The organism is Actinoplanes solisilvae (genome assembly GCF_003999975.1).
GTDB classification, from domain to species: domain Bacteria; phylum Actinomycetota; class Actinomycetes; order Mycobacteriales; family Micromonosporaceae; genus Actinoplanes; species Actinoplanes solisilvae.
Map to the genome: position 1 here is coordinate 116,597 of NZ_RJAC01000015.1, position 11,842 is coordinate 128,438.

Here is an 11,842-nt window from a genome sequence, read left to right on the forward strand (position 1 = left end):
TCAGACACCTGAGTGCCCTGTGTGAACCGGGTCCAGAGTACCGGTGTGCAGCAAGTCGTTTCCGAAACGTGATGACGTCCACAGCGGACACGTTTGCTGAACGGCGGCCCAGGGCAGGGTTAACCTGCAACGGCGAGCGCGGGAGGTAACAAGGATGTTCTCCAGCAAGAGCAAGACGGAACGCACGGCCGCGCAGGCCTGGGACTATTTGACGGCCGCCATGACGGCCGCGAGCGAGGCCGCGAGGGACACAAGCGGCAAAGCGGCCAAGTTCGCCGGCAAAGCCAGTGACGAGGGTCACAGGTTCGCCGGGAAGGCGGGCGGGAAGGCCGACGTGGCCTGGTCGCGTGCCAACGCCGCGGCGGCCGCACTGGCCGGACGTAAACCGTCCCGGCCGTGGGGTCTGATCGTCGGGGCCGGGCTGCTCGGCGTGGCGGTCGGTTATGCCGTGGCCGTCTCGGCGCGCACCGCCCTCGAGATGCGGGCCGAGCAGGAGGAACTGGAGCTGGCCGAGACCGCGGTCGTGGTCACTCCGACCTTCGACAAGTAGGCCGGGTTTTGTCACACCCCGCTTCTAGGCTCGGGGCATGGAGGCACAGTTCTTCGACACCCCGGCCGAGCTGCGCGCCTGGTTCGAGCAGCATCACGAGAGTGCGCCCGAGCTCTTCGTCGGTTACTGGAAGAAGAGTTCGGGCCGCTCCGGGGTCACCCACCCCCAGGCGATCGAGCAGGCCCTCTGCTTCGGCTGGATCGACAGCGTCGGCCGCAGCCTCGACGAGCAGCGCTACCAGGTGCGCTTCACCCCGCGGCGCAAGGGCAGCGTGTGGAGCGCGATCAACGTAGCCAAGGTCGCCGAGCTGATCGAGGCGGGCCTGATGCGCCCGGCCGGGCTGAGCGCCTTCGAGCTGCGCAAACCCGACCGGGTCGCGGTCTACTCCTACGAGCAGCCCGCCGACGCCGTCCTCGACGACGAGCAGACCGCTCTCTTCCAGGCCGACGAGGCCGCCTGGCAGTGGTTCTCAGCGCAGCGCCCGTCCTATCGACGGGCGGCAGTGCACTGGGTGGTCAGCGCCAAACGGGCCGACACCCGGCAGCGCCGGCTGGCCCAGCTCATCACCGACTCGGCCGCCGGCCGCAAGGTGCCCCCTCTCGTCCCCCGGTGAAAGCCGGGGCTCGGTACAGTTGAGCCCCGCTCGGCTTCGCCGTCTCCCCGCTGTGGCCTGGCCACCCGAACAGATAAGGTCCGTTGGTGCTCACAGTCGGCCACCTCCTGGGCAACCGTTATCGGTTGGACGAGCGCATCGCCACAGGCGGGATGGGTGACGTCTGGCGCGGCACCGATGTCGTGCTGGGTCGCGTCATCGCCGTCAAGGTGCTGCGCGCCGCTATGATGTCCGACCCCGAGTTCGCCGCCCGCTTCTACGGCGAGGCCCGCATGATGGCCGCGTTCCGTCACCCGGGCGTGGTCGAGGTCTACGACTACGCGTCCGCCGCCGAGTCCGGCGGTGACGACGACGTGGCCTACCTGGTCATGGCCTACGTCGAGGGCGAGCCGCTCTCGGCCCGGGTCAAGCAGGGCCCGATGCCGGTCACCGAGGTCATGTCGATCGTGGCGCAGGCGGCCGACGCGCTGCACGCCGCCCACGAGAACGGCACGGTCCACCGCGACGTCAAGCCGGGCAACCTCATCGTCAAGCCCAACGGCACCGTCGTGCTGGTCGACTTCGGTGTGGCCCGCTCGGCCGCCGTGACCAGCGTGACGGCGGTCAACGCGATCGTCGGCACCGCGCTCTACATGGCGCCCGAGCAGGTCGCCAAGGGCAACGTCACCGCCGCCACCGACATCTACGCGCTCGGCGCCGTGGCCTACCACTGCATCGCCGGCGAGCCCCCCTTCGACGGCGACAACGCTCTGCAGGTCGCCCTGCGCCACCTCGAGGACGAGCCGCTCCCCCTGCCCGACTACGTGCCCCTCGAGGTGCGCGAGCTGATCCAGCGGGCGATGGCCAAGCAGCCGGCCGACCGGTTCCAGACCGCCGCCGAGTTCGCCGAGGCGGCGTTCGCCGCGGCCGGCCCGCTCGACTGGAAGAGGCTGACCGGCACCTCGATGGTCGCCCCGCTCAGCCCGGCGGCGCCCACCCGCGCCGTGCCGATGCCCCGTGACCTGCCGCCCGTGCAGCCGTCGACGCTGACCTCGACGCCGACCCGCGCCCAGCGCCGGTCGCGCAGCCAGACCGCCCTGCTGTTCGCGGTGATCGGCCTGCTCGTCGTGGCCGGGGGTCTGGCCTTCGCCATCGCGATGAACGGCGGCGGCGACGACAAGAACGCGGTGAACAACCAGAACCCCGCACCCGCCTCCCAGCCCGTCACCGACGCGACCAGCGAAGAGGCACCCCCGTCGAGCGCGGCGCCCACCATCCGCTCGACGAAGCAGGGCAGCGTCCCGAGCCGCACGCCGTCACGCAGCGCCTCGGCCCCCACCTCGACCCCGACGTCGAAGCCGACCACGACGCCGCCGACGTCGAAGCCGACCTCCACCCCGCCGTCGACCGAGCCGACGAACACCACCGAACCGACCGACACGCCGACGACGCCCGAGACTCCCCCGACAACGCCCGACACCGGCTCGGGCGGCGGAGTCCTGCCCTTCCCGTAAAGCCCTTGACCCTCACACTGTGTCAGGGCGGAGTGTGAGGGGACCATGTTCAGTATCGGAGAGTTCGCCGGCCTCGGGCGGGTGTCGGTGCGCATGCTGCGGCACTACGACGCCATCGGTCTGCTGCGGCCCGCGCACGTCGACCCGTACAGCGGCTATCGGTTCTATGCGGCCGAGCAGTTGCGGCTGCTCAACCGGGTCACCGCGCTCAAGGATCTCGGGTTCAGCCTGCACCAGGTGCAGACGCTGATCGACGAGAAGGTCGACCCCGCCGAGCTGCGCGGCATGCTGCGCCTGCGCCGGGCCGAGCTGGCCGCTCGGATGGAGCAGGACACCGTACGCCTGACCCAGGTCGACGCGCGCCTCCGGATGATCGAGAGCGAGGGACACATGGACACCGCGGACGTCGTCCTGAAGAGCATCCCGGCGACCCGGGTGGCGACGCTGGCCGCCACGGCCACCAGCTATGACCACCCGACGTCGATCAGCGAGAACCTCAGCCCGCTCTACCCGCGGCTGATGGAGCTGATGGAGAAGCACGGCGTGCCGATGACGGGCTCGCCGATCGCCTACTACACGGCGGCGCCCGTCTCGCCCGGCGACGAGACGATCGGGGTGCACGCGGCCTTCCCGATCGGGGACGGCCCGGTGCCCGGCGACGCCGGCTTCGACGTGGTGGTGCTGCCGCCGGTCCGGCAGGCGGCGACCGCGATCCACCACGGCGCGATGTCGGAGGCGTTCCGCACGGGGCAGAAGCTCGCCGAGTGGATCGACGACAACGGCTACCGGGCGGTCGAGCCGGGCTTCGCGGTCGAGGTCTACCTCGACTGCCCGCCGGGCGAGTTCGACAAGTGGGTCACCGAGCTGCAGGTCCCGCTGCAGGAACCCTCAGCTCGGTAGCGGGGCGGCCGATGGGGCGGGTCGGCCGGAAAGCAACCGAGCCGCTACCGAGGGAGCCCGCCGATGACTGCCCCGATCCCGTCCGCCGAGTACTCGACCGCGCCGCCCTGGGTGACGCCGGAGCTGGCGCCCGTGCCCGTGCCGGATCCGGGACCGCACACGTCGCACGGCCGGCTGCTCGTCCGCTTCCCGGAGGAGATGGCCCGCGCCGCGCGGCCGACGGCGCCGTCGTGGGCCCCGGTGGTGTTCTGGACGCTGCTGGCCGTCGTGCCGGGGCTGATCTCGGCGACCCGGCGCGGCGCCGAGGCCCGGCGGGGCGGCAACGAGCGGTACCCGTACTGGATCGCCTTCGGCACCGTGCTGGCGACGGGCGTCGTGACGTTCCTCAGCCTGGCCCCGGGCGCTGGCTCGGGCTGAGGCATGTCACGACTCCTGCCTGCCCCCGCAGTGACACTAAGTGATCTCGACGGTGCTCGGACGGAATAGCCGCCGACCCGGGCCGACGGGAAGCAATCGGACAGTCATCAGTTCACGGGCAACGGCCCGTTGACGCCGGACGTTGCCGAGGTCGAGCCAGGTCTGCCCAGGGTCTCCTGCCGCGAGCACCTCGGCAAGCGCCGGCTTGCCAGCAGACCCGGCGAACTGCGTAGCGATCTCCGCTAATCGGTCATCGATGATCTGCCGTGCCTCTGCCACCTCCGCTTCGGTGAGCGTGCCGATGGCGAACATACGCGGTATGGCCTTGCGCCGCTCGCGAAGTTCCTCTGCCTCAACCTGTAGCGGCCGGAGGTCGGCGGCAGGCTTGGCGACCAGGCAAGGCAAGTCGGGGCACTGAAGCCGTTCGACAGTGACCAGGGAGACGTAGTCGTCGATGGGTTCAGCGACGCGCGTGATCAAGCATTTCGGGCACTTGTAGATTCGAGCCTGCGTGCCCCGGGAGGCAATGCCCCGGTAAGTGGCCTTCATAGCAACGTCAGTCATGCAGCGCCCGCAGAGGTAGAAGCCGCTGCCCAGCCAGCGCAGAGCGTTATCACCGGCGGGCTTACGACCTGGCATGGCCAAGATGTCGCATGCCGCTTTCCAGGTCGTCTCGTTAACAGTGGGCGGCCAGGCCCCAGGACCCCGGTACTCGCCGAGATGCCACCGCTGGGCGCAGTAGCGGGGGTTCTTCAACATCGACCGGACGCTGGTCACGGTCCATGCACCGCCGACAGTGGTGTTCCAGGATTCGTTCAGGGCTTCCGCGATGCTCGTAAGCGTCGAGCCGTCAAGCAGCATCGAGTAGGCGCCGCGCACGGCCTCGGATTCGCCATCGACCAGCTCCGTGCCGAGGTAGCCGAAGGCCCGGCGACCTCCCGGGGCAGGCCACGGTCTGCGCGCTGCCGGGACTCGCGGCGCTGCCGGTCGGACTTGGCGTCGATCTCGTGCCGGGCCACCGCGCCGAGCATCCGTGCGACCAATCGTCCCGCGGGGGTCGAAACGTCCAAGTCTGAGCCACGCACGAGGATGATCGCGACGTTGCGCCGATCGCAAAGTTCGATCAGCCTCTCTAGGTCGGCGGTACGACGGACCAGCCGATCGAGGGACCAGGCCACGATCGCGTCGAGGGTGCCGGAGTCGACAGTGATGAGGAGCCGCTCGTAGTCCGGCCGCCGCCGGCCGGACGTCGCAGAGTGGGATTTGTCGAGGTACTCACCCGCCACGGCGCCGCCACGCCGACCGACCAGGTCGCGGCAGTCAGCTAGCTGTCTCTCGATGCCGAGGCCCTCGCCGGTGCGGTCATCGGAAAGTCTGCAATAGATAGCGCACCTCACCTCGTCAACTCCCGTCGGCAGTGCGGGAAAGGCACCCTGGTGTGCCCGTTATCGAGGCGGGGAGCGGCGGAAACCAGGCGTCGGAGCAACGACACAGCACCGACCGGGCACCTGGCGGTATCGAGCTCACCGAGGACGCCCTGCCCGGACACCGACCGCCGCCGGCACAAGTCCTGATATGGCGTGGCAGGCCTATCTCCACAGAGGCGCGGCCACGCGTTGATCTCCAGCACACGCCAACACGTCCCCGGCCAAGCCCAGCAGACCGAGACGGCATTGCCGCTGAGAGCAGATCAAACGCCAGCCGGTCCGGGCGGTGCGATTTACCGCCGGAACCGATGTCTACGTCACGATGTCTAGGCATGCGACCATCATGTCATACGACTAGCTTATGCGCGACCACCTTCGATCCGACCGACGTTTGCGGGCATCGCAGTAGCCGTCGATATTCACATCTGCTCGGGGATCGGGATGCCGAGCAGGTCGAGGCCGAGTTCCAGGGTCGCGCCGGTGCGCGCGGTCAGGGCCAGCCAGCTCGGCGACGTCGTGATCGGACGGCACCGCTCGTAGAAGCCGGAGAACGCCGCCGCCACCTCGTGCAGGTGGACGGCGAGCCGGTGCGGTTCGCGGAACTCGATGGCGGCGGCTACCGCCGGCTCGAAGCCGAGCAGGGTCAGCGCGAGCCGCCGCTCGGCCGGGTGCTCGAGCACGATGGTCCCGGGCGAGACCTCGGCGTCGCGCAGCAGCGACCGGATCCGCCGGACGGCGTACTGCAGGTAGGGGCCGGTGTTGCCGGTCGCGGCGAGCATGCGGTCCCAGTCGAAGACGTAGTCGCCGCGCCGGTCCGAGGACAGGTCGGCGTACTTGATCGCACCGATGCCGATGGCCGGCGAAGTGGCGCGGGCGTCCGCCTCGTCGAGCAGGTCGGCCAGCTTGATCGTCTCGCCCGACCGGGTCTTGAGCATCTTGCCGTCCGGGCCGAGGACCGAGCCGAAGCTGATGTGCTCGGCCGACACCCCGTCGTGCAGCCAGCCGGCGTCGCGGGCCACGGCGAAGACCATCTCGAAGTGGTTGCGCTGCGGGGCGCCGACGACGTAGAGCATGCGGTCGGCCTTAAGGTCACGGACGCGATGCCGCAGGGCCGCGAGGTCGGTGGCCGCGTACCCGAAACCGCCGTCGCTCTTGCGCACGATGACCGGAAGCGGTTCGCCGTCGCGGCCGAGGAAGCCGGCCGGGAACGCGCAGAGTGCCCCCTCGCTCTCGACCAGCAGCCCTTTCTCGGTCAGCTCGTCGACCACCGAGGCGAGCTGGTCCTGATAGGAGCTCTCGCCGGCGAAGTCGTCCAGGCCGAGCGTGATGCCGAGCCGGGCGTAGTCGGCCACGAAGTGCCGCGTCGACTGCTCGACCAGCCGCCGCCACATCGCCCGGGTCGCCTCGTCACCGCTTTGCAGCGCCACCACCCGCAGCCGGGCCCGCGTACGGAATTCGGGGTCGCCGTCGAACTTCGCCCGCGCTTCGCGATAGAAGTCGGTGAGGTCGCTGAGGCTGTTCGTCTCGTCGTTGTTCACGTCGGACATGTGCTCGATGAGCATGCCGAACTGGGTGCCGAAGTCGCCGAGATGGTTGGCCCGGACCACGTCGTGACCGGCCCACGTGAACAGCCGGGCCAGCGCGTCGCCGATGACCGTCGAGCGCAGGTGGCCGACGTGCAATTCCTTGGCGACGTTGGGGCTGGAATAGTCGATGACCACCCGCTCGGCGACGACCGGGGGCGGCGAGTCGGGCTCGGCCAGCAGGGTGGCGAGCACGTCGTCGGCGACGGTGAGGTTGAGGAAGCCGGGGCCGGAGATCTCGACGTCGGCCAGGCCCGCGAGGTCAGCGGCCGCAGCCACCTCGGCGGCGATCTCGCGCGGCGGCCGGCCCAGCCTGCGGGCCAGTGCAAGCGCGGCATTGGACTGGAAGTCGGCGTGCTGCGACGACCGCACGGCCGGATCGACCGGCTCGCCGGCGACGGCTTCGAACGCCGTGGCCAGCCGGGCGGCGAGCAGAGCTTCGAGATTCATGATCAAACCCATCGACGTACGCGGGGAAGCGGGTCGACCGGTCTGGCGGAGAGGAACCGGCGGGATCGACCCGCCGGAGGACAGCAAGACTCAGCGGCGGTCGTCGGAACGCCGGCGTCGCTCGCTGAAGGTCTGCATGCGGTCAGCGTAGCGCACGATGCACGATGGGATCGTGGACGTTTTGTGGGACGCGGACGAGGCCGGCGTACTGCGGCTGCCGTCGGGGCGGCTGGTGCGCGGCCGCGGCCTGCGCAAGCCGATGCCGTCCGGGCATCCGCCGGCCTTGGGGATCTATCTGCTCGGCCGCCGCCCGCCCGAGTTCGGCTGGGACAGCCGGTGGGTGCGATGGCGCGACGGCTGGCTCCCGGCCGATCGGGCGTACGCGATGGAGGTGCTCGGCGAGGCGTTGGAGCGCTCGGCATCGGAGCGGGTCGAGTTCGCGTGCCTGGGCGGGCTGGGCCGGACCGGCACCGCGCTGGCGACACTCGCGGTCCTCGACGGGGTGCCGCCCGAGCAGGCCGTGGCCTACGTGCGGGCCAACTATCACCGGCGGGCGGTCGAGATGCCGTGGCAGCGGAGCTTCGTCCGCGCGCTGAAGAAACCCGGGCACTGATCAGAAGCGGCCATTAGTCTGAAGCGGCACGCCGACGCCCTGGGGGACCGATGATCGTCGTGGAGCGCACGCTGGCCGTCAACGTCGCCCCGGCGCCGGCCCTGAGCTATCTCACCGACTTCGGCAACACGGTGCGGTGGGACCCGGCCGTGCGCCAGGCGACCCGCAAGGACAGCGGGCCGATCGGGCCGGGGTCGCGCTGGCATCAGGTGTGCCGCGTCCTGGGAATCACGACGGAGCTGACCTACACGCTGGTCGAGGCCGGGCCCGGACGTTTGGTGTTCCACGGACGCAACGAAGGCTGCACATGCGTCGAGACGGTGACCGTACGGCCGGTCGAGGCGGGCAGCGAGGTCACCTATCGGGTCGAGCTCGAGATGCACGGCCTCGCGAAGCTCGCCACCCCGGTGATCAAGGTGGAGTTCGAGAAACTGGGGACGGCTGGGGCGGCGGCGCTGACCGACGCGCTCAACGCCCGCACCGGTGAACTGCACTTCCCCGGCGCTGAGATCTTTGAGCCGCCCTTCGGTCAGGAAGCCCAGGCGTGAGACCGGCCCGGCCTCCCCCTCGAGGCCGGGCCGGTGCGCTCGTCACGCTTTCGTGGCGACGATCTGCAGATAGGCGGACGGGATGCGGGCCGTGCCGTCCTCGGCGGTGTTGTAGCGGCCGACCAGTTCGACCAGGTCGTCGTAGAGGGGCTTGCCGCCGTCGGGGCCCAGAGCCTCGAACGCCTTCAGGGTCGGGCCGTAGTTCTCGCGGAAGTAGTCCGCGAACTGCTCCGGCGAGGTGAATCGGAAGACGAACTCACGGCGCTCCGTACGTACATCGGAGACGCGGTCGCCGAGGAGCTCGCGGACGCGGGCCTCGCTGCCCCACTCGACCGGCCCGCGAATACCGGGCGGCGGCGGGACCCGCCGGCCGACCGTGCGGAACATCTCGCCGATGAAGCCGTCCGGGGTCCAGTTCGCCATCGCGATCGTGCCGCCGCTGCGCACCACCCGGGTCAGCTCAGAGGCGACCTTCTCCTGGTCGGGGGCGAACATCGCGCCGACCACGGAGACCACGGCGTCGAAGCGGCCGTCGGCGTACGGGAGGTTCTCGGCGTCGGCGATCTCGATCGTCAGGGGCAGGTGCTCGGCCTCGGCCCGCTCCTTGGCCCGGGCGAGCAGCTCGGGCACGTAGTCGGTGGCGATCACCCGGGCGCCGCTGCGGGCCGCCGCGATCGAGGCGTTGCCGGTTCCGGCCGCGACGTCGAGCACCTCGTGCCCCGCCGAGAGATCCGCCGCCAGCACGGTCTCCTCGGCCATCGGATGGATCAGGGCCGCCACCGCGCCGTAGTCGCCGCTCGCCCAGGTCTTCTGCTGCTTGGCCTTCAGGCCTTCCAGTACCAGTTCGCTCATGTCCTAGACGTTAAAAACTCGCGGGCCCCCGCACATGGGGATTGCTCCCTATGTTGGCCGGCCACGGCGACACAGACATAGTGTCCGACTCGACGGCGGACGCCGCCCCGACCGGAAAGGGCTCTCTGATGGATCTCGGAATCAACGGTCGCACCGCCCTCATCGTCGGCGGCAGCGGCACACTGGGCCGCGCCGTCGCCGCCGCCCTGCTGGCCGAGGGCGTACACGTGGTTCTCGCCGCACGAGACCGGGGCCGCCTGGAAGAAGCCGCCCGCAGCCTCGACGGTGCGGTCACGTTGCTCACCGTCGACACCACCGACGAAGCCACGATCCGGGCCGCCGTCGAGCAGGCCGGGCCCGTCGACATCCTCGTCAACGCGGCCGCCCCGCCCGCCCAGACGCTCGACCCGGCCCGCAGCCACGAGGCCGACGAGGTGCTCACCGCGTTCGAGACCAAGACCGTCGGCTATCTGCGCACCATGAACGCGGTTCTTCCCGGCATGCGCGACCGGGCTTTCGGCCGGGTGGTCAACATCAGCGGCCAGGGTGCCAACACGACGGTCTCGGCGGCCGGATCCGTCCGCAACCAGGCGGTCATCACCGCCTCCAAGGTTCTGGCCGACGCCTATGCCGGCACCGGCGTCACCGTCAACGTCGTCAACCCCGGGACCGTCACGGCCGACCCGTCCCCCACAATCGCTCCTGCCACGGCCGGCGAGTCGACTCCCGAGCAGGTGGCCGCCCTGGTGACGTTCCTCTGCTCGGCTCCGGCCGCCGCCATCTCGGGCGATTCCGTCGCTGTCGGCCATCGAGTGCGCGGGGTTCAGTAGCGAGCGGACCCGCCCGGTTGGCGGACGCCTCACGCACGAGGAGCGGACGCCTCACGCACGAGGAGCGGACGCTCAGTCGCCCAAACCGCGAGCGAACCTGCGCCGTGCAGGCGGGACAGCCGCGATCACGCGCAACACGGCGCGAAAAAGGGCCCGGCTGATCACTGTGGAGTGGGCCGCCTGCCGGGCATTGCGCAACGACAGTCGTACGGCGGCGAAGCCGTAATCGAGCATCTCGCGCTCGTACTGCTCGACCGCCGCGAGCAGCGGCATCTCCCCGGCGTGGGCCGCGCTGAGCTTGCGGCGCAGCAGGTCGGCGTCGCGCAGCGCGGTGTTGGCGCCGACCCCGGCCATCGGAGTCATGCTGTGGACAGCGTCGCCCAGCAGCGTCACCCGGCCTGTGGATAACTCGGGTACCCCCGTCGCCGAGGCGAGTAGCGTCGAGCCCACCCCCTCCCCGGGTGGGTGGGGCGCTTTACGGACGGGTACCGCGGCGACCGGTGCTGGGCTCACCGGTGCCGGGCTCACCGGTGTGGCGCTTTTGACCCGGAAAGCGTTGACCGTGGCGGGATCGCTGTTGGCGATGAGGCGGTGAAACTCGGGGGCCCAGCCGCGCAGGCGATCGCGGACGAGGCTCAACAGTGCGTCCGGAGCGAGCTGCTCGACGTCGGCCGGGAAGCGGGCGGTGGCGTCGGAGTAGCCCCAGAGAACCTGGTCGCCGTCCGGGCTCGTCCAGGCCGCGGTGAAGAGCGAGCCACGGCCGCGCGGGATGACGACGTTCGCGCGGGTGAGCAGGGACGGCGGCAGTTCGGCCGCGGCCAAACCAGGCGAATCGCCGGCCATGAACGTGCCAACCGGTAACGCGCCAACTGAGGACTCGTCAACCGGCGACGCGCCGGATGGGGACACTCCGGACGGGGACGCTCCGGACGGGGACGCTCCGGACGGGGACGCTCCGGACGGGGACACTCCGGACGGGGAGAGGCAGCGGCCGGCGATCGTGAGTACGCCGGTGTCGATGCGGGCCGCGGCGGCGGGGATCAGCTGGGCGCGCACCCGGGAGTTGGCACCGTCCGCTCCGACCAGCGCCGAGCCGCGCGCGGAGGAGCCGTCGGCGAAGTGGGCGACCACGGCGTCGGGCTCCTCCTCGTACGAGATGAAGGTCTTGCCGGTTTCGAGGTCGAGGCCTTCGAGCAGGACCGTGCGGAGCTGGATGCGGCCGATGCCGTGGTGCCGGTCGGCCGGTCCGGCGCCCGGGGTGTTGATCTCGTCTTCGGCCAGGCCGAGCAGGTCGGTGCCCTGGTCGGTGAGGAAGCCGAAGCCGCCGCCGGGTGAGACGGCCCGGGTGAACGCCGTCCAGCCGGCCGGTGGCAGGCAGTCGCGCAGGGCCCGCGCGCCGGCCGGGTTGATGTGGATGCGGTAGCCCTGCAGCCAGTCGCTGCGCTCGTGGGTCTTCTCGAAGACGCGGACGGGGACGCCGGCGTGGCGCAGCCCGTGCGCGAGCGTGAGGCCGCCGATGCCGCCCCCGATGACCAATACGGGTAGGGAGTCCATGAATCGATTTTC

Annotated in this window: 13 protein-coding genes; 8 read left to right on the top strand and 5 right to left on the bottom strand. The window is 70.6% G+C overall.

The features are described 5' to 3' along the window. Window positions 1-154: 154 nt before the first annotated feature. The 5 genes from EER30_RS30760 (at window position 155) to EER30_RS30780 (ending at window position 3,973) form a co-directional block, all read left to right on the top strand. Window positions 155-550 (top strand): hypothetical protein, encoded by a 396-nt coding sequence (locus EER30_RS30760; RefSeq protein ID WP_127504141.1) that lies wholly within the window; start codon window positions 155-157, stop codon window positions 548-550. A 37-nt stretch (window positions 551-587) separates the two neighbouring features. Then, a complete protein-coding gene (locus EER30_RS30765) occupies window positions 588-1,163 on the top strand; it encodes a YdeI/OmpD-associated family protein (RefSeq protein ID WP_127504142.1) in 576 nt (191 codons plus the stop codon). Window positions 1,164-1,249: 86 nt separating this feature from the next. Next, window positions 1,250-2,656: a serine/threonine-protein kinase gene (locus tag EER30_RS30770; protein WP_127504143.1), complete on the top strand. Its 1,407-nt coding sequence runs from the start codon at window positions 1,250-1,252 to the stop codon at window positions 2,654-2,656. Window positions 2,657-2,701: 45 nt separating this feature from the next. Beyond that, window positions 2,702-3,556 carry a MerR family transcriptional regulator gene (locus tag EER30_RS30775; RefSeq protein WP_127504144.1) on the top strand — a complete coding sequence of 285 codons (855 nt, stop codon included), beginning with the start codon at window positions 2,702-2,704 and terminating at the stop codon, window positions 3,554-3,556. A gap of 63 nt (window positions 3,557-3,619) precedes the next feature. Beyond that, the gene (locus EER30_RS30780; RefSeq protein WP_127504145.1) at window positions 3,620-3,973 is read left to right on the top strand and encodes a hypothetical protein; all 354 of its coding nucleotides are present in this window, start codon (window positions 3,620-3,622) and stop codon (window positions 3,971-3,973) included. Between the two features lie 36 nt (window positions 3,974-4,009). On the opposite strand, the gene EER30_RS30785 is transcribed toward EER30_RS30780, so the two are convergent. The 3 genes from EER30_RS30785 to argS all read right to left on the bottom strand — a co-directional run bounded on the left by EER30_RS30785 (window position 4,010) and on the right by argS (window position 7,433). Continuing rightward, complete coding sequence (locus EER30_RS30785; RefSeq protein ID WP_127504146.1) at window positions 4,010-4,852, bottom strand: recombinase family protein; 843 nt, start codon at window positions 4,850-4,852, stop codon at window positions 4,010-4,012. Beyond that, window positions 4,789-5,370, bottom strand: a complete 582-nt coding sequence (locus tag EER30_RS50035) for a recombinase family protein (RefSeq protein WP_164842531.1) — start codon at window positions 5,368-5,370, stop codon at window positions 4,789-4,791. The genes EER30_RS30785 and EER30_RS50035 overlap by 64 nt, the downstream gene beginning before the upstream one ends. A 449-nt stretch (window positions 5,371-5,819) precedes the next feature. Continuing rightward, a complete protein-coding gene (argS, locus tag EER30_RS30795; RefSeq protein ID WP_127504147.1) occupies window positions 5,820-7,433 on the bottom strand; it encodes an arginine--tRNA ligase in 1,614 nt (537 codons plus the stop codon). A 172-nt stretch (window positions 7,434-7,605) separates the two neighbouring features. On the opposite strand from argS, the gene EER30_RS30800 reads away from it, so the two are divergent. Beyond that, entirely contained in the window at window positions 7,606-8,046 is a 441-nt protein-coding gene (locus tag EER30_RS30800; protein WP_240670403.1) for a protein-tyrosine phosphatase family protein, read from the top strand. Between the two features lie 50 nt (window positions 8,047-8,096). Next, the gene (locus EER30_RS30805; protein ID WP_205650504.1) at window positions 8,097-8,594 is read left to right on the top strand and encodes an SRPBCC family protein; all 498 of its coding nucleotides are present in this window, start codon (window positions 8,097-8,099) and stop codon (window positions 8,592-8,594) included. A 42-nt stretch (window positions 8,595-8,636) separates the two neighbouring features. Here the strand turns inward: EER30_RS30805 and EER30_RS30810 are convergent, their stop codons facing one another. Next, the gene (locus EER30_RS30810) at window positions 8,637-9,446 is read right to left on the bottom strand and encodes a class I SAM-dependent methyltransferase (protein WP_127504149.1); all 810 of its coding nucleotides are present in this window, start codon (window positions 9,444-9,446) and stop codon (window positions 8,637-8,639) included. Window positions 9,447-9,574: 128 nt separating this feature from the next. Between EER30_RS30810 and EER30_RS30815 the strand changes: the two genes are divergently transcribed. Further along, window positions 9,575-10,276 carry an SDR family NAD(P)-dependent oxidoreductase gene (locus EER30_RS30815; RefSeq protein ID WP_127504150.1) on the top strand — a complete coding sequence of 234 codons (702 nt, stop codon included), beginning with the start codon at window positions 9,575-9,577 and terminating at the stop codon, window positions 10,274-10,276. Window positions 10,277-10,348: 72 nt separating this feature from the next. Here the strand turns inward: EER30_RS30815 and EER30_RS30820 are convergent, their stop codons facing one another. Then, on the bottom strand, window positions 10,349-11,830 hold the full coding sequence (locus EER30_RS30820) for an FAD-dependent monooxygenase (RefSeq protein ID WP_164842532.1): 1,482 nt from the start codon (window positions 11,828-11,830) through the stop codon (window positions 10,349-10,351). Window positions 11,831-11,842: the final 12 nt, after the last annotated feature.

Bases quoted from the DNA above. Each gene is read 5' to 3' on its own strand.
- EER30_RS30760 (WP_127504141.1), top strand. From the start codon at position 155: ATGTTCTCCAGCAAGAGCAAGACGGAACGCACGGCCGCGCAGGCCTGG.
- EER30_RS30765 (WP_127504142.1), top strand. From the start codon at position 588: ATGGAGGCACAGTTCTTCGACACCCCGGCCGAGCTGCGCGCCTGGTTC.
- EER30_RS30775 (WP_127504144.1), top strand. From the start codon at position 2,702: ATGTTCAGTATCGGAGAGTTCGCCGGCCTCGGGCGGGTGTCGGTGCGC.
- EER30_RS30780 (WP_127504145.1), top strand. From the start codon at position 3,620: ATGACTGCCCCGATCCCGTCCGCCGAGTACTCGACCGCGCCGCCCTGG.
- argS (WP_127504147.1), bottom strand. From the start codon at position 7,433: ATGAATCTCGAAGCTCTGCTCGCCGCCCGGCTGGCCACGGCGTTCGAA.
- EER30_RS30805 (WP_205650504.1), top strand. From the start codon at position 8,097: ATGATCGTCGTGGAGCGCACGCTGGCCGTCAACGTCGCCCCGGCGCCG.
- EER30_RS30810 (WP_127504149.1), bottom strand. From the start codon at position 9,446: ATGAGCGAACTGGTACTGGAAGGCCTGAAGGCCAAGCAGCAGAAGACC.
- EER30_RS30815 (WP_127504150.1), top strand. From the start codon at position 9,575: ATGGATCTCGGAATCAACGGTCGCACCGCCCTCATCGTCGGCGGCAGC.
- EER30_RS30820 (WP_164842532.1), bottom strand. From the start codon at position 11,830: ATGGACTCCCTACCCGTATTGGTCATCGGGGGCGGCATCGGCGGCCTC.